At 72.7% G+C, this 16728-nt stretch carries 15 protein-coding genes; 7 read left to right on the top strand and 8 right to left on the bottom strand.

Going from position 1 to position 16728, the window contains the following annotated elements; genetic code table 11:
* The first annotated feature begins 1 nt into the window (after position 1).
* The 4 genes from ABD371_RS04370 (at position 2) to ABD371_RS04355 (ending at position 2636) form a co-directional block, all read left to right on the top strand.
* A complete protein-coding gene (locus ABD371_RS04370; RefSeq protein ID WP_009997645.1) occupies positions 2-415 on the top strand; it encodes a roadblock/LC7 domain-containing protein in 414 nt (137 codons plus the stop codon).
* A 97-nt stretch (positions 416-512) separates the two neighbouring features.
* On the top strand, positions 513-1079 hold the full coding sequence (locus ABD371_RS04365) for a DUF742 domain-containing protein (RefSeq protein WP_190127193.1): 567 nt from the start codon (positions 513-515) through the stop codon (positions 1077-1079).
* Positions 1060-1641: a GTP-binding protein gene (locus ABD371_RS04360; protein ID WP_050791473.1), complete on the top strand. Its 582-nt coding sequence runs from the start codon at positions 1060-1062 to the stop codon at positions 1639-1641. Before ABD371_RS04365 ends, ABD371_RS04360 begins: the two co-directional genes overlap by 20 nt.
* Before the next feature lie 173 nt (positions 1642-1814).
* Entirely contained in the window at positions 1815-2636 is an 822-nt protein-coding gene (locus ABD371_RS04355) for a nucleotidyltransferase domain-containing protein (RefSeq protein WP_344472884.1), read from the top strand.
* A 162-nt stretch (positions 2637-2798) separates the two neighbouring features.
* Here ABD371_RS04355 and ABD371_RS04350 read toward each other — a convergent pair whose 3' ends face one another.
* The 3 genes from ABD371_RS04350 to ABD371_RS04340 all read right to left on the bottom strand — a co-directional run bounded on the left by ABD371_RS04350 (position 2799) and on the right by ABD371_RS04340 (position 7109).
* Entirely contained in the window at positions 2799-3002 is a 204-nt protein-coding gene (locus ABD371_RS04350) for an acyl-CoA carboxylase subunit epsilon (protein ID WP_344472882.1), read from the bottom strand.
* A gap of 32 nt (positions 3003-3034) precedes the next feature.
* Positions 3035-4618 carry an acyl-CoA carboxylase subunit beta gene (locus ABD371_RS04345; protein WP_344472880.1) on the bottom strand — a complete coding sequence of 528 codons (1584 nt, stop codon included), beginning with the start codon at positions 4616-4618 and terminating at the stop codon, positions 3035-3037.
* A gap of 154 nt (positions 4619-4772) precedes the next feature.
* On the bottom strand, positions 4773-7109 hold the full coding sequence (locus tag ABD371_RS04340) for a polysaccharide lyase 8 family protein (protein WP_344472878.1): 2337 nt from the start codon (positions 7107-7109) through the stop codon (positions 4773-4775).
* Positions 7110-7341: 232 nt separating this feature from the next.
* Here ABD371_RS04340 and ABD371_RS04335 point away from each other — a divergent pair, with 232 nt between their 5' ends.
* The gene (locus ABD371_RS04335; RefSeq protein WP_344472876.1) at positions 7342-8706 is read left to right on the top strand and encodes a cytochrome P450; all 1365 of its coding nucleotides are present in this window, start codon (positions 7342-7344) and stop codon (positions 8704-8706) included.
* Positions 8703-9692, top strand: coding sequence for a terpene synthase family protein (locus ABD371_RS04330; protein WP_344472874.1), 990 nt, complete (start codon positions 8703-8705; stop codon positions 9690-9692). The genes ABD371_RS04335 and ABD371_RS04330 overlap by 4 nt, the downstream gene beginning before the upstream one ends.
* On the opposite strand, the gene ABD371_RS04325 is transcribed toward ABD371_RS04330, so the two are convergent.
* The 3 genes from ABD371_RS04325 to ABD371_RS04315 form a co-directional block, all read right to left on the bottom strand.
* Positions 9638-10204, bottom strand: a complete 567-nt coding sequence (locus ABD371_RS04325) for an EF-hand domain-containing protein (protein ID WP_344472872.1) — start codon at positions 10202-10204, stop codon at positions 9638-9640. The two genes, ABD371_RS04330 and ABD371_RS04325, sit on opposite strands and share 55 nt — an antisense overlap.
* 64 nt (positions 10205-10268) lie before the next feature.
* Positions 10269-10952, bottom strand: coding sequence for a helix-turn-helix transcriptional regulator (locus ABD371_RS04320; protein ID WP_344472870.1), 684 nt, complete (start codon positions 10950-10952; stop codon positions 10269-10271).
* A complete protein-coding gene (locus tag ABD371_RS04315) occupies positions 10949-12091 on the bottom strand; it encodes a threonine synthase (protein ID WP_344472868.1) in 1143 nt (380 codons plus the stop codon). The genes ABD371_RS04320 and ABD371_RS04315 overlap by 4 nt, the downstream gene beginning before the upstream one ends.
* A 189-nt stretch (positions 12092-12280) precedes the next feature.
* On the opposite strand from ABD371_RS04315, the gene ABD371_RS04310 reads away from it, so the two are divergent.
* Positions 12281-12886: a YceI family protein gene (locus ABD371_RS04310; RefSeq protein ID WP_344472866.1), complete on the top strand. Its 606-nt coding sequence runs from the start codon at positions 12281-12283 to the stop codon at positions 12884-12886.
* A gap of 154 nt (positions 12887-13040) precedes the next feature.
* On the opposite strand, the gene ABD371_RS04305 is transcribed toward ABD371_RS04310, so the two are convergent.
* Together ABD371_RS04305 and cimA are read right to left on the bottom strand one after the other, a co-directional pair.
* Entirely contained in the window at positions 13041-14462 is a 1422-nt protein-coding gene (locus tag ABD371_RS04305; protein ID WP_344472864.1) for a hypothetical protein, read from the bottom strand.
* 50 nt (positions 14463-14512) lie between these two features.
* On the bottom strand, positions 14513-16138 hold the full coding sequence (gene cimA, locus ABD371_RS04300; protein WP_344472862.1) for a citramalate synthase: 1626 nt from the start codon (positions 16136-16138) through the stop codon (positions 14513-14515).
* Positions 16139-16728 lie beyond the last annotated feature (590 nt).

The raw sequence follows: 16728 nt of genomic DNA, 5'->3' as shown, positions 1-16728 counted from the left end.
GATGAGCCAGGCGGCGCAGAATCTGAACTGGTTGATCACCAACTTCGTGGACAACACCCCAGGGGTGTCCCACACGGTGGTGGTCTCCGCCGACGGACTCCTGCTGGCCATGTCCGAAGGATTCCCGCGCGACCGCGCCGATCAGCTGGCGGCCGTGGCCTCCGGTCTGACCTCGCTGACCGCCGGAGCCTCCAGGATCTTCGAAGGCGGGGCCGTCAACCAGACGGTCGTGGAGATGGAGAGGGGCTTCCTCTTCATCATGTCCATCTCCGACGGTTCCTCACTGGCCGTTCTCGCCCACCCGGAGGCCGACATCGGCCTGGTCGGGTACGAGATGGCACTGCTGGTGGACCGGGCCGGAAATGTACTGACTCCGGACCTCCGCGCGGAACTTCAGGGCAGCCTTCTCAACTAACAGGCAGACAGTGCGTTTCACGCCACCGCACCATAGGGTGCGGTGGCGCGGCTCCACAGGAACGGGAACCGGCGACTCGCGGTCGGAGGAGGAAACTGTGGCAACACCCCCAGGCGGACGCCCCTATGACGGCGGTGGTCACCCGTCGCCTCATGAGCACTCCCGCAATCGCTACAACTCTCCCTCGACCCCGGGCAGACACGGCGCCCAGCCCTACCAGCAGCCGTACGCACCCTCGTACGACCAACGGCAGTACGATCAGCGGCAGTACGACCAGCAGCGGCGGGCGGCGTCCCACGAGCCGCCGCACCACCAGAACGCGCACAACCCGCTGGTACGTCCGTACGCCATGACCGGCGGCCGGACCCGGCCGCGCTACCAGCTCGCCATCGAGGCACTGGTCAGTACCACGGCCGATCCGATGAATCTGCAAGGGCAGCTGCCCGAGCATCAGCGGATCTGCCGGCTGTGTTTCGAGATCAAGTCCGTGGCGGAAATCTCGGCACTCCTGCATATCCCCCTCGGCGTCGCCCGGATCCTCGTCGCCGACCTGGCGGAGGCCGGACTTGTCGCCATCCACCAGCCCGGCGGCGACGAGGCCGCCGGCGGCCAGCCAGATGTGACACTGCTCGAAAGGGTGCTCAGTGGACTTCGCAAGCTCTAGCGGCGGTGCAGCCCGCTCAACCACCAGCGCGAAGATCGTGGTGGCGGGCGGCTTCGGCGTGGGCAAGACCACGTTCGTCGGCGCCGTCTCGGAGATCAACCCGCTGCGTACCGAGGCCGTCATGACCTCCGCCTCGGCGGGAATCGACGACCTGACCCACACCGGGGACAAGACGACCACCACCGTCGCCATGGACTTCGGCCGCATCACCCTGGACCAGGACCTCATCCTCTACCTGTTCGGCACCCCCGGACAGGACCGCTTCTGGTTCATGTGGGACGACCTCGTACGCGGAGCCATCGGCGCCGTCGTCCTCGTCGACACCCGCCGACTCGCCGACTGCTTCCCCGCCGTCGACTACTTCGAGAACAGCGGACTCCCCTTCGTGATCGCGCTCAACGGCTTCGACGGCCACCAGCCCTACAACCCCGAGGAAGTCCGCGAGGCCCTCCAGATCGGCCCGGACACCCCCATCATCACCACCGACGCCCGCCACCGCGCGGACGCCAAGAGCGCTCTGATCACCCTGGTCGAGCACGCGCTGATGGCCCGGCTTCGCTGACCGGCCCCCCTTCGTACGGCCCGGAGCCCTCGCACGCCTTTGACCGGCGGCGCGAGGGCTCTAGTCTGTGGGCATGTCGGGTATCTGAGGGACGCGGAGTCCAAGCGAGTCAACAGCCCGGCGCGGGACGCCGGGTGTACTTCGTCTGCCCCGCGCTCACTCAGGAGACCGCCGTGTTCCCTCCCCTTCCCGCTTCCTCCGCCTCCCCCGCCCTCGACCGCCGGGTCGACCGGCTCCGCCGGATCGCCGGGGCCGAGCCGCTGCTGGAGGGCGTCCTGCTGTACGGGTCGTGGACCCTCGGCGAGGCGGACGCCCACTCCGACATCGAGGCGTATCTGTTCGTCCGTGACGAGGCCGTCGAGGAGTTCGACGGGCGGGCCTTCGCCGAGCGGCTCGCGCCGCTGAAGCTGGCGTACACGAACATGTACGGGATCCTCGCGGTCGTCTTCGACGATCTGATGCGGGGCGAGTTCCATGTGGAGGCCGCCGGACCGGGCATCGCCTCGGTGACCGGCTGGCGCGGGGCGGTGCATCTGCCGCACCCGGAGCGGGCCGTGCTGCTGGACCGGAGCGGGCGGCTGACCGCGGCGGCGCGGGAACTCTCGGAGTTCGAGCCGCCCGAGCCCGTGGCGACGGCACGCCGGCTGACGGACGAGCTGGCCAACTGGACGCTGATGCTGGCACAGGTGCTGGCCCGGGGGGAGATCGCCCGGGGGCACGCGCTGCTCCAGACCGCGATCGCGCCGCAGCAGCTCAAGCTCTGCCGGCTGCTGCGCTCCAGCACCGCGCACTGGCTGACGCCGAGCCGGGCGCTGGAGGCGGATCTGCCGGCGCGGGATGTGCGCCGCTATGTGGCGACCACGTCGTCGGCGCGGGAGGACGAGGTGCGCAGGGCCGCGCGGGCGAGCTGGGAGTGGAGTGGGGAGCTGGTGCGGGAGGCGGGGGGCTCCTGGCCGGAGGGGCTGTACGGGGAGATCGCGGGGTTGCTGCGGTAGCTGTCCGGCCCGGGGCTCGGGGCCTGGGTATGCCGAAGCCCGTCCGGCTGAGGGTTGGTCCTCAATCGCCGGACGGGCTCAATTGGCCAAGCTGGTACCGCTCGGGTGCCCCGGGCTCAGGTCCGTCCTGAAACGCCGGACGGGCTTAAAAACTCCGGGTGCTCAGCCCTGCCAGCTGTGGGAGGGCTGGAAGCCGCGCTGGCGTTCGAGGCGGCGCCAGGCGGCGGGGGTGCGGGAGTGGGTGGAGGGGGCGGGGCCGGGCTGGGCGGCGGCGCGGGCCAGGAGGACGGCGGTGATCGCCGCCAGCTCCTCCGGGGCGCAGTCGCCCTTCTCCACCCTCAGCAGCGAGGACTCGGGCTTGCTCATGTCTGATCCTGCTCCGTTTCTCCCCGCGGACATCACTGCGGGGGGTTGCCGTGCTTGCGCGACGGCAGGTCGGCATGTTTCGTGCGGAGCATCGCGAGCGAGGCGATCAGCACCTCACGCGTCTCGGTGGGGTCGATGACATCGTCGACCAGACCCCGCTCCGCCGCGTAGTAGGGATGCATCAGCTCGGACTTGTACTCCTTGACCATCCGGGTCCGCATGGCCTCGGGGTCCTCGGCGTCGGCGATCTGCCGGCGGAAGATGACATTGGCCGCGCCCTCCGCGCCCATGACCGCGATCTCGTTGGTCGGCCAGGCGTACGTCAGATCCGCGCCGATGGACTGGGAGTCCATCACGATGTACGCCCCGCCGTACGCCTTGCGCAGGATCAGCGAGATCCTCGGCACCGTCGCGTTGCAGTACGCGTAGAGCAGCTTCGCGCCGTGCCGGATGATCCCGCCGTGCTCCTGATCGACACCGGGAAGGAACCCGGGTACATCCAGAAGGGTGATGATCGGAATATTGAAAGCGTCGCACATCTGGACAAAGCGCGCAGCCTTTTCCGAGGCCTCGATGTCCAGCACACCCGCCAGCGACTGCGGCTGATTGGCGACGATGCCGACGACCTGGCCGTCCAGCCGGGCCAGCGCGCAGATGATGTTGCGGGCCCAGCGCTCGTGGATCTCCAGATAGTCGCCCTCGTCGACCAGTTCCTCGATCACCTGGTGCATGTCGTACGGGCGGTTGCCGTCCGCCGGCACCAGGTCGAGCAGAACGTCCGAGCGGCGGTCCGCCGGGTCGTCGGAGGCGACGGTCGGCGGGTTCTCGCGGTTGTTCTGCGGGAGCATCGACAGGAGGTAGCGGACCTCCGCGATGCAGGTCTCCTCGTCGTCGTACGCGAAGTGCGCGACGCCGCTGGTCTCGGCGTGGACGTCCGCGCCGCCCAGCCCGTTCTGGGTGATCTCCTCACCGGTGACGGCCTTGACCACGTCGGGGCCGGTGATGAACATCTGGGAGGTCTCGCGGACCATGAAGACGAAGTCGGTGAGGGCGGGCGAGTAGGCCGCGCCGCCCGCGCACGGGCCGAGCATCACGCTGATCTGGGGGATCACACCGGAGGCCCGGGTGTTCCGCTGGAAGATGCCGCCGTATCCGGCGAGCGCCGAGACACCCTCCTGGATGCGCGCGCCGGCCCCGTCGTTCAGCGACACCAGCGGTGCGCCCGCCGAGATGGCCATGTCCATGATCTTGTGGATCTTGGTGGCGTGGGCCTCGCCCAGCGCGCCGCCGAAGATCCGGAAGTCATGGGCGTAGACGAAGACCGTGCGGCCCTCGACGGTGCCCCAGCCGGTGATCACACCGTCCGTGTAGGGCTTCTTGGCCTCCAGGCCGAACCCGATCGCCCGGTGCCGCCGCAACTGCTCCACCTCGTGGAACGAGCCCGCGTCCACCAGCAGCTCAATGCGCTCGCGCGCGGTCAGCTTGCCCTTGGCGTGCTGCGCCTCGGTCGCACGGTCGCTCGGTCCGCGCAGCGCCTGCGCGCGCAGCTCGTGCAGCTCGGCGACGCGCCCGCGCGCGTCCGTCGGCTCGCTCGGGGTCTCGTCCACAACGGTCATGTACTGACCCTACGGAGCCGACCAAGAAAACGCTTCCGTTGACTCTGTACAGTCTCGCGACCGTTCTCCTGTGAGTCTCTGACAGAAACACCCGACTCAGCAGCCCATCCACCAGCACCAGGGCAGTGATGTTTGTTCGAGTCCCACAAGCACTTCAGCTGAGAGTCACTTCGCACCGGTGGGTCGCCCCCGCCGCCGACCCGGTCAGCCTCAGCCGCAGGGCGGGTCCGGTGCCGAGCACCTCGATGCCGGGGTCGTGGGCGGTGACCCGGCGGACGGGACGCCGCCAGACGATCTCCACGGGCCCGGCGGACCGGGTGGGATCGCTCAGATGGAGGGTCGCGGTCCGGCTGTCCGGCCGGGAGCGGCGTACGAGCACGCTGGCGGGCGCGCCCGAGGTGAGCGCGCCCACCGTACCCGGCTGCCAGAAGTTCACGGCGGTCAGCCCGAGCCGGGGCACATGGACGGCCTGGCGGGCGGCGCTGTTGGCGAGGACGGCGGGTCCGCTGCGGCCGGCGGCGCGGGCCGCGACGGCCCGGGGGCTCGCGCCCGGCATCAGGAGGTAGGCGTACGAGGCGTTCACCGGGTCGGTGCCGTGGTCGAGCCAGAGGGTCTGGTAGCGGCGGGTGGCGCGCTCGGTCGAGCCGCCGGCGTTGATGTCGCTCCAGGCCCCGGTGCGGTCCTCGCGCAGGGTGCGCGGCCGGACTCCGTGCGGGAAGACCCAGCCGCCGTGTCCTTCGAGGTGGGCCCAGCCGGGGCCGGTGGTGAGGGCGGCGGTGCCGGCCTCACCGAGGTTGCGGTTGTCGACGACGGTCTCGACGGGTACGCCGTCCCGGCAGCTGATGCCCGCGCCGAGGCAGACGATCGCGTCGTCGGCGCAGAACCAGGAGAGCCGGGCGTCGAGGGTGGAGCCGAGTCCGAGCAGATGCTGTCCGACGGCCGCGTACTCGCCGTCGCAGGCCCCGCCGACCCAGCGGGCGGCGGGTTTGGGCAGGCCCCACTCGCCGCCCTCGCGGTCGGCGGGGCGGCGGGTGGAGACGGTGGTGCCGGGCAGCCGGCAGGGGTCGACGGTGGGCCAGAACCAGTCGGTGTACTGGCCGCCCTGGGCCTGGGCGGGCCACCAGAGGAGCATGCCGGAGCCGGTGTGCCAGCCGCGCGGGTGCTCGCCGTTGCCGCACTCGTAGTGGGCGATCCGCTCCGAGGCCATCGAGATGCTCGCGGCCCAGCCGGGGCGGCGGTGCACGGCCCGGTCCATGGCGGCGAAGAGGGTGTGCCCGACCGGTTCGGGGGCCGGGACGGCCGGGGAGGCGGCGATCGCGTGCAGCCGGGAGAGGTCGGCCACGCCGAACTGCCGTGAGCGCAGGACGGGGGTGGTGGTGTCGCGCTCGATCCAGCCCTTGATCCGGGAGTGCCAGCGCTCGCGCTCGGCCGCGCCCGCGCCGCCCGCGAGCAGCGCGATGGCGGCGATCATCGCGTGGCCGTGGAAGTGGTCGCCGCGCAGAATCCGCCGGTCGTCGCTCCTCTGTAGGCCCCGGCTGACGGCCCGGCCGCTGACGCAGTCCATCATCAGACCGTTGTGGATCAGTGGGGCGAAGGCCCGCTCCACGCTGTCCAGGATGTTCTGGCGGCCGGGGTCGGTGACGGCCCAGGGGGAGCCCGCGAGCAGGGCGAGGAGCCGGCCGACGCCGTCGAGGAGGACCTGTCCGTAGGTGCCGGAGTAGGCGACCCAGGTGTGCTGGACGAAGGATCCGTCGGCGTAGAGGCCGTCCCCGGAGGTGACGTGGGGGAAGACGGGCGACAGCGCGTCCCTGGCCAGCGCGATCCTGCCGGGGGCGCGGCCGAGCACCCCGCGCAGGGCGACCGAGCGGCACAGATCGACCCGGTTGGCCCCGGTGGAGACGCCGGTGTAGGCGTCGAGGAGGGAGTCGGGGACGAAGTGGTCGACGGCGGCGAAGGCGGCGTCGCGGCGGTCCGGGGTGAGCCGTTCGTACAGCACGGCGACGATGTCCATCAGCAGCCGGGGGCTGCCGATCCGCCACTCCCACCAGTTGCCGTAGGGGGTGGTGCCGGGGTGGTAGACGGTGGCGGCCAGATGGTCGAGTCCCCGGACGGTGTCGGCGAGGAGTCCGGGATCCGGGTCGGGGGCGTGGGCGTACGCCTGGGTCATGGTCCACAGCCGTCCGTAGGCGCGGGTGATCCCGTCGGGCGGGTCGTGGGCGAGGTCGGGCCAGAGCCGGCCGGGGCCCGGGGCCATGGCGGCGCGGTGGGCGGCGGCGCGGGCGGCGGTCTCGGCCAGGCGCGTGGCGTAGGGCTCGGCGGCCGGGTCGTAGCCGCCGCCGAGGCTGATCTCCAGCCAGCGGAGCCGCAGGGCCCGGTACGGGTCGCCGTCCGCCTCGGCCGCCGTCGCGGGGGCGGGCACCGAGCCCAGGGCGGCCAGTGAGGCGAGTGCGGTCAGCGCGGTACGGCGGGACCAGTCGGACGGCTGGGACACGGGAGCCTCCGGGCGGACGACGCTGTGACCACACCCTTAGCACTCCGCGCGCCCTTCTATAAGAGGGCGGGCGCAGAGCGGCCGGGAACCGCCCGAAGTCACCCGGATGCCACAAGTCCACTCGATCGAGTGAGGGCGGTTTGCGGGGACGTGAGCGCCGACCGGAGAGTGAACGCATCACGGCCCGGGACCGTGCTCCGGCGGGACCGGCGAGACCCGAGCGAGGTGCCCCGTGACGACGGTGAACCCACGGCCCATTCCCGCCGCGCCCGGGCGCGTCCCGGTCCTCGGCCATCTCCCCGCGCTGCTCCGGGACCCGCTCGGGTTCCTCGGCTCCCTCGCCCGGGTCGGCGAGGTGGCGGGGGTGTCGCTGGGGCCGCGCGAGGTCGCCGTGGTCACCAGCCCGGCGCTGGTCCACACGCTGCTGGCGGCGCTCTCCCGGGACTGTCCGCGCGGCTCTGTGCAGGGCACGCTCCGGGAGGCGTTCGGCGACGGGCTGCTGATGTCCGAGGGCGCTCTGCACCGGGAGCGCCGGCGCGCGGTCACGCCCGCGTTCACCGCCGAGCGGGTGGGGAGCGGGATCCGCGCGGTCCAGGAGGCGACCCGGGAGCGGATCGGCCGGTGGCGGCCGGGTGTCCCGGTCGATGTCGCGGCGGAGATGACCGGGCTCGCCCTGGAGGTCGTCGCCCGGGCCCTGTTCGGCGTCCGGCTGCCGGAAGGCGACGCGGTCGCCTTTCAGCGGGCGCTGCCGGACCTGGTGAAGGGGCAGATCGCCCGCTCCCTCTGTCCCCATCCGCTCTTCGCCCGGCTGCCGCTGCCGCTCAACCGGCGCTTCGAAGCGGCCGTGGCGGTGCTCGACCGGGTGGTCGACCGCGCGGTGAGCGGCGCGGGCGGTTCCCCGGCGGCCCTGCTGAGCGCGGCGGGCGGGCTGGACGCCCCGGCCGTGCGCGCCGAGGCGATCAGCCTGTTCGGCGCGGGCACCGAGACCGTCGCCTCCACCCTGACCTGGCTCTTCCATGAACTGCTGGGCGCTCCCGAGGTGCACGGGCGGCTGCTGGCCGAGCTGGCGGGCGAACTCGGCGACGCCGGGACCGAACTGACGCCCGAGGCGCTGGCGAGGCTGCCGTATCTGCGCCGGGTGCTGCGCGAGGTGCTGCGGCTGCACGCCCCCAACGCCTTTCTGACCCGGACGGCCGCCGTCGGCGTACAGCTGGGGCCGTACGCCGTCCCCGCCGGGACCGAGCTGCTGTACAGCCTGAGCGCGCTGCACCGGGATCCGGCGCGCTACGCCGATCCGCTCCGCTTCGACCCGGACCGCTGGGCGGACGGGGAGCGCGTCGCCGATCCCCGGCTGTTCCTGCCGTTCGGGGCGGGCCGGCACAAGTGCGTGGGCGAGTCCTTCGCCTGGATGGAGCTGGCCGTGGTCGCCGCGACGGTGCTGCTGACCTGGCGGCCGGAGCCGGTGGCCGGGACCCGGGCGCGGGAGGTGGTGTGGACCACCGTCCAGGCGCGCGGTGTGGTCATGACGGTCTCCCCGCGCGTGGTGCGGACCGCCGCCGCCGAGCGGCCCGCCGGGGCGGCGGGGGGCACCCCGTGAGCCGCGCGCCGGCCCTCGTACGGCGGACGCTCCCCGGAGGGCCGGGCGCGGCGCACGGACCCCGGGTGCCGCCCCCGGGCCGGGCGGCGGACGGGGACCGGCACACCGGGTGGCTGGCGCGCCACCGGCTGCTCGCCGAGGGCGAGTCGGCGCTCTATCGCTCCTACGCGCTGCCGGAGCTGATACGCCTCGCCTATCCGGGGGCTCCCGGGGCCGAGCGGGAGCTGCTGACCGATCTGCTGGGCTGGTACACGGTCCTCGACGACCGCTTCGACGGCCCGCTGGGCCGCGATCCGGCGCTGGCGGGGGCGCTGGTGCGGCGGCTGACGGACGTCATGGACGCACCCGCCCGCAGCGGGCCCGCGCGGGGTGTGGTCACGGCGTGGAGCGAGCTGTGGCAGCGGCAGTGCCGGGGCAGGACGACGGTGTGGCGGCGGCAGTCGGCCCGGGACTGGGCGGACTGTCTGGGCACCTTCGTCACCGAGACCGCGCACCGCAGCCGGGGCACTCTGCCGTCCGTCGCGGAGGCGACCCTGCTGCGCAGGCACGCCAGCTGTCTCTATCCGTTCATGAACATGCTGGAGCGGGTCGAGGGGGCCGAGGTCCCCGGCCGGCTGCGGGCCAGGCCCGCCTGGCACCGGCTGCGGTCCCACACCGCCGATGCGGCGACGCTCGTCAACGACCTCTGTTCGCTGGCCCGCGAGGAGGAGCGGAACAGCGGCTTCAATATGGTGCTGGTCCTCTGCCACCAGCACGGTCTCAGCCGGGACCAGGCGCTGAGCGCCGTACGGAACCGGGTGCGGGTGCTGCGGCGGGAGAGCGAGGTGCTGCGGGGGCGGCTGGCCCGGGAGCACCCGGGCAGCCGCCGTTATCTGGAGGGGACGCGGGAGCTGGTGGACGGGGTCTGCGCGTGGAGCGGCTCCACCGCCCGCTACAGGGGGCCGAAGAGCCAGTTGCCCGGGGTGTCGGTCGCCTCGCTGGTGTAGAACTCCTCGACGGCGGCGCGCAGTTCGTCCCCGCCGAGATGTCCGTCGCCGTCGATGTCGAGGGTGGTGAAGGCCTCGTTGAGCGGTCCGGGCGGCAGGCCGAGGGTCTCGCCGTACATGGTGGTGTACTCGGTGCGGGTGATGCGGCCGTCGGCGTCGGTGTCGCACAGCTCCAGCCACACCTGGAGCATCGCGCCCATCCGGTCGAGGAAGCCGTCGCGGTCGTCGGCGACGGCCCGGCGGACCCCGGCGCGCCACTCGGCGCGGTCGATCGCGCCCTTGCCCTCGGCGTCCATGTGCTGGAGGTCGGTCTCCCACAGCAGCGTGAAGGATTCCTGGAGCCGGACCACGGTGCCGGGGGCCCGGGTCCCGAAGGCCGCGCCGAGCCGGGCCGCGAGGGAGACCAGGTCCCCTTCGTGGATCCGGCCGTCGCCGTCCGTGTCGAGCATGTCGAAGGAGCGGTCCAGCTTGACGTCGAGCACGGTGCGTTCGCTCCTGGCGGGTTCGTTCATGGCGGGACGCTACCCGGGGGGCCCTCGGCGAAGACGCCTCCCCCGGGTGGTTTGGCGGGCGCGGTCATGACGTGCGGCCGTCCTCCCGCTCCCCCTCTCCCGCGCCCGGGGTACGGGGAGTCTCGTCGCGCAGATGGTTGTAGAGGGTGGCGCGGGAGACGCCCAGTATCCCGGCGAGGGTCCGTACGGCGTGTTTGACCTGGAGCCAGCCCTGCGCCCGGAGTTCGCGGACCAGTTCCCTGCGGTCGGCGGTGCCCAGTTCGCGGGCGGTACGGCCGCGGCGGGCCGCGAAGTCGTCCACGGCGCTCCGCAGCCCGTCGGCGGTTCGGGCCCGGAGGGTCTCGGCGAGCGGCAGCTCCTGCTCCTCGGTCCGGACGAGACGGTCGATCCCGGCGGCGACGCCCGTCAGCAGGGACACGTCGAGATTGAGGCAGAGGGCCGCCACATAGACGCCGTCGGCGTTCTTGATGCCGATGGAGGTGCTCTTGGCCCGGCGGCCGTCCGGGAAGCGGTTGGGGTAGTTCTGCAGGACGCCGGGGAAGTCGGGGTCGTGGATCCTGGCGAGGCCCAGTTCGGTGGCGCCTTCGCCGACCGAGCGGCCGGAGAGGTTGTTCTCGATGGCCCGGACGGAGTTCGCGGGGTCGCGCAGATCGTGCAGGACGACCTCGCAGAGCCCCGGGAGCATCCGTCCGACGGCGAGGGCGATCTTCTCGGCCTCGCGCAGCAGGACTTCGTCGCCGGTGCTCATCGGGTGCCGCCCGGGCCGCAGATCCGCTCCATCGCGCCGGCGGCCTTGAGGCCGGAGCCGGTGAGGACGACGACGGTCCGGTCGCCGGGCCGGATGGCCCCCCGTTCGGCGAAGGCTCCGACGGCCGCGGCGGCGGTGGCGCTGGTGGGCTCCGCGTACAGGCCCTTGGCGGCGAGCCTCCGTACGGCGTCCTCGATGCCGGTCTCGTCGATGGCCGCCATGTCGCCGTCCGAAGCGCGGATCGCGCGGAGCACCTCGGGCAGCCGGACGGGCCGCCGGATGGCGGTGCCCTCGGCGACGGTCGGGGCGAACGAGCAGGGCACGGGGGTGTCCGCGCCGGCGTGGAAGCTCGCGTGGAGGGGGGCGCAGTTGGCGGGCTGGGCGACCAGCAGCCTGGGCAGCCGGTCGATCTGCCCGGCGGCGAGCAGTTCGGAGAAGCCGAGGTGGCAGCCGAGGACGGTGCTGCCCGCGCCGGCGACGGTGACGATCTGGTCGGGGGCGCGGAAGCCGAGGTCCTCCCAGATCTCGTAGGCGAGGGTCTTGGTGCCCTGGAGGAAGAAGGGGTGCCAGTTGTGGCTGGCGTAGTAGGTGTGCGCGGACTGGCGCAGGGCCTCGGCCGCGGTGGCCTCCCGGTCGCCGGGGACGAGCTGGACCTCGGCCCCGTACATCCTGCTCTGGAGGATCTTGGCGGGGGAGGTGGACTCGGGGGCGAGGATCCGGGCGCGGATCCCGGCGGCGGCGCAGTAGGCGGAGACGGAGGAGCCGCCGTTGCCGGAGCTGTCCTCGACGACCTCGCGGACGCCCTGCTGGGCGAGGAAGGAGATCATCACGCTGGTGCCGCGGTCCTTGAAGCTGCCCGTCGGGCCGAACCACTCCAGCTTGAAGGAGACCGGGACGCCGTCCCACTCCCCCGGCACCAGCGGGGTGCAGCCCTCGCCCAGGGAGACGGGCTCGCGGATGTCGCCGGGCAGGGCCGCGCGGTAGCGCCAGATCGAGCGGCGGGAGGTGTCCACATCGGCGCGGGTGATGCCGAGGAGGGGGCTCACCGAGAGGGGCGCGCCGCTGTCCGCGCGCCAGCGGAGGGGGTCGGTGAGCGGATAGCTGGTGCCCGAGCGTTCATCGAGATAGCGAGCGGTCATGGTCGACAAGATGGCCAGAACTGAACTCCTTGTCAAGATCACAAAGAGTCTCCGCCGGGACTTCGGCAGCAGAAGTTGAATATTGAACGGAATAGGTCTAGAGTCCTTCTCGTTGAAGCTTCAACAACAAGGTTCGCCAGCCAGGCCGCATCCGCGTGCCGAACCCTTCCCCCACAGGAGTGCGTCATCATGGGTATCTTCAGCCGTAAGTCCGACACCGCCGTCGCCACTGCCACCGCCCCCGTCGACCCGGCTCTCGCGGCCCTGAGCGGCGACTACACCATCGACCCGGCGCACAGCAGCATCGGCTTCACCGTCCGCCACGCCATGGTCACCAACGTCCGCGGCAGCTTCGGCGAGCACGAGGGCACCCTGAAGCTCAACGGGTCGAACCCCGCCGCCTCCGCCGCCGCCATCGATGTGAAGATCGAGTCGATCGACACCGGCATCGCGGACCGGGACGGACATCTGCGCGCGAGCGACTTCTTCGACGTCGAGCGCTTCCCCCTGATGACCTTCCGCTCCACCGCGGCCGAGCAGCTCGGCGGCGACAAGTACCGGGTGACCGGCGACCTCACGATCAAGGACGTCACGCGTCCGCTCGCGATCGACCTGGAGTTCAACGGCGCGGCCACGGACGTCTACGGCAACGAGCGCGTCGGCTTCGAGGGCAGCGCCGAGATCCTGCGCTCCGCGTGGGGCCTGACCTGGAACGCCGCGCTGGAGACCGGCGGCGTGATGGTCAGCGACAAGGTCAAGCTGAACTTCGACATCTCCGCGATCAAGTCCGCCTGACGCCGATCACGCGGATCACCCCGGCCGTACCGGCCACCGCGCCCGCCGGCGACCGACCGTCCGGCGGCGCCCCCAGAGCGCGCCCGTCCCGCCGTCCCCCCACGGCGTGGGCGGGCGCTCTGCCGTTTCCGGGCCGCCTCCGGGGCGGGTGCCCTCAGAAGCCCCCGCCGCCGTCGAAACCGCCCCCGCCGCCGAAGTCGCCGCCGCCGTCCGGGCCGCCGCCCCAGTCGCCCCCGAAGTCACCTCCGGAGTCGGCGCCCGGCTCCCCGCCGGATCCCGCGTAGTCCTCGCCGCCGTACTCCCCCGCGTACGCCGGGGAGGCGAGCATCCCGCCGAGCACGGTGCCCACCAGCAGCCCCGGGAGCAGGCCGCCGGCGAAGTAGCCGCCGGCCCAGGGGCCGTAGGCCGGGCCCGCCTCCCAGTAGGGTCGGCGGCCCTCCGCCGTGCCGACGGTACGGGCCGAGGGTTCGAGCCCGTCGTCCAGCCGGGCCGCGTCGGCCGCGCAGACCGGGACCTCGCGGGCCGCGCCGCCCGCCGGGGCCCAGCTCCGGTCGGTGACGGAGGGCCCGTGGCGCGGGTCGAAGAAGCAGGGGACGCGCCGGTCCGGGAGCGGCCGGCCGGTGCGGCGGGCGTCCAGGGCGGCCAGGCTGAAGCGGCCGTCCTCCAGGGCCCGGGTGACCTCGCGGACGTCCGATGGCCGCCCGGCGGACGCCATCAGGGACTTCGACCGGTCGTACGCGTCGAGCCCGCGCTCGTAGTCGGCGCGCATGGCGTCGTCCGCGCCCTTCTCCGCCGGGTGGAAGTCCAGCCGGTCCAGCTCCTCGCCGAACGCGGTGATGTCCTCGTCCACGACCACCCGCAGCCGCTCCAGCGCGGCCCGCTCCTCGGCCGCCCTGCGGCGGCGTCCGCGGTGGACGACGGTGTACGCGCCCAGGCCGACGGCGGCCAGGATCGCGCCGAGGGCGATCAGCGCCCCGGTGTTCTTGTCGCCTCCCCCGCCCTGCGCCGCGGCCTCCCAGGAGGCGGGGGCGGTGCCGCGCAGCCGCGGCAGGGCCTGGTCGGCGAAGTTGTTCAGCTGGGTGGCCGCGTCGGCCCCCGGGGGTGTGCGGACCGCCGTGACCAGGTCGCGCACGACGGGCCTGGCGAGGGCCCCGCCGTCCGCGCCCGCGTTGAACCGGTCGCCGAGCCGGACGGCGTACAGACCGCTGACACCGGTCCGGGTACGGAGATCCCTGAGCACGCTGTCCGGCGCGAACTCCGCGCCGGCCGGGAGCACGGCCACGAAGAGGGGCTTGTCCGCCTTCCTGATCCTCTCGGCGAGGGCGTTCGCGTCGGCGGCGGAGAGCTGTGCGGCGGCGCGCGGATCGACATGGACCGGGCCGTCCTCGAACGCCCGCGCCACGGCGGCGGCCCCGTCGGTCCCGGGCGTCGCGTCCAGGGGCGCGGCGGCCCGCGCGGGGCCGGTGGCCGACTGTTCGTGGCCGGTGGCGGCCGACGCTCCCGGGGCCGTGGTGAAGACGGCCGCCGAGAGCGCCAGCAGCAGACCGGACAGTGCGGAGAGCAGCCTGGTCCTCATGCATCGACGCTACCCGAAGAGCCGTTTCCCGGGACCGGCGTCGACGGCGGTCACTCGACCGGCTCGACCCCCGCGCGGAGCAGCCCGTAGGTGTACGCGTCCTCCAGCGCCTGCCAGGAGGCGGCGATGACGTTGTCGGCGACGCCGACGGTGGACCACTCGCCGGTGCCGTCACCGGTGGTGATCAGCACCCGGGTGGTGGAGTCCGAGCCGTGGCGGCCTTCGAGGATGCGGACCTTGTAGTCCACCAGCTGGAGCTTGGCCAGCGGCGGGTAGACCTGCTCCAGGCCGACCCGCATCGCCCGGTCGAGCGCGTTGACCGGGCCGTTGCCCTCGGCGGTGGCGACGATGCGCTCGCCCTTGACCCACAGCTTCACCGTGGCCTCGTTGGCGTGGGTGCCGTCGGGGCGGTCCTCGACGATGGCCCGCCAGGACTCGGTGCGGAAGTAGGTGCGCGCCCTGCCCTCGGCCTCCGCGCGCAGCAGCAGCTCGAAGGAGGCGTCGGCGGCCTCGTAGGTGTAGCCCTTCAGCTCGCGCTCCTTGACGCGTTCGACCACCCGGCCCACCAGCGCGCGGTCGCCGCCGAGCTCGATGCCGAGCTCTCGGCCCTTCAGCTCGACGGAGGCGCGGCCGGCCATGTCGGAGACGAGCATCCGCATGGTGTTGCCGACCAGCGCGGGGTCGATGTGCTGGTAGAGGTCGGGGTCGACCTTGATCGCGGAGGCGTGGAGGCCCGCCTTGTGGGCGAAGGCCGAGACACCCACATAGGGCTGGTGGGTGGAGGGCGTGAGGTTGACGACCTCGGCGATGGCGTGCGAGATACGGGTCATGTCGGCGAGCGCGCCCGGGGGCAGCACCCGCTTGTCGTACTTCAGCTCCAGCGCGGCGACGACCGGGAAGAGATTGGCGTTGCCGACGCGCTCGCCGTAGCCGTTGGCGGTGCACTGGACGTGGGTCGCGCCGGCGTCGACGGCGGCGAGGGTGTTGGCGACGGCGCAGCCGGTGTCGTCCTGGGCGTGGATGCCGAGGCGGGCCCCGGTGTCGGCGAGGACGGTCGCGACCACCGCCTGGATCTGGGCGGGGAGCATTCCGCCATTGGTGTCGCAGAGGACGACGACGTCCGCGCCGGCATCGGCCGCGGCACGGACGACGGACTTGGCGTACTCGGGGTTGGCGCGGTAGCCGTCGAAGAAGTGCTCGCAGTCGACGAAGACCCGGCGGCCCTTCGACCTGAGGTGGGAGACGGTGTCGCGGACCATCTCCAGGTTCTCTTCGAGGGTGGTGCGCAGGGCGAGTTCGACATGGCGGTCGTGGGACTTGGCGACCAGGGTGATCACCGGGGCGCCGGAGTCGAGCAGCGCCTGCACCTGGGGGTCGTCGGCGGCCGAGCCGCCCGCGCGGCGGGTGGCTCCGAAGGCGACCAGCCGGGCGTTCCGGAAGGTGATCTCGCGCTGGGCGCGGGAGAAGAACTCGGTGTCCCGGGGGTTGGCCCCGGGCCAGCCGCCCTCGATGAAGGCCACGCCGAAGTCGTCAAGGTGCCGGGCGATGGTGAGCTTGTCCGCGACGGTCAGATTGATGCCTTCGCGCTGGGCCCCGTCGCGAAGGGTGGTGTCGAAGACATGGAAGCTGTCGTCGGTGGCCGTGCCCATGTCCGTGTCCTTGGGCTGTGTGGTCATGGCTGCTGTGACTCCTGTCGGGTGAGTGGCTCCCGGAATTTCTGGCTCCACTTGCCCCCATTTTCGCGTGCCGCCCATTTCCGTCCGGGGTGGGGCCGGGAAATGAAAAAACCCCTCGCGGGTGCGAGAGGTCTGCGCGCGGGTCTGGGGCGTGGTGGGCGCTGCCGTACGGGTTGGTACGGAGCGATCACGGCGGACCGGCGCGCCTGCTGCCGATAATCATGGCGAACGAAAGCACCGGGGAAGTCTGTCACAACTCCGTGCGAAACGGTGTTCCGTCTCGGGATGCGGTCCCCCGCCCGGCGCACTCCGGCCATCGCGGCGGCGGCCGGATCCCTGGCCGGAATCAACCGTCGGCGCGGTGGGCGGGGAGGCGGTCGGGGAGGGCTGGGCGCGGACCGGGACGGGCCGGGATCCCTGGGGGCGGTGCGGTCGCGCGGGTGGAGTCCTGGGCCGACGTTGAGCCGGAGGCCATGGTTCCCCCCGAAATCATGAGCCCCGGCCCCCGCCGGGCCCTCATGAGATCCGGGGGCACCGCCGGGAGTCAACCGTCCGGCCCGGCGGTGCGCGACCTTCGGCCAAGATCACTC

This window comes from Streptomyces amakusaensis, from assembly GCF_039532665.1.
GTDB lineage: Bacteria > Actinomycetota > Actinomycetes > Streptomycetales > Streptomycetaceae > Streptomyces > Streptomyces amakusaensis.
Note: the sequence above shows the minus strand (reverse complement) of the source record. Positions and strands in the feature narration are given on the sequence as shown.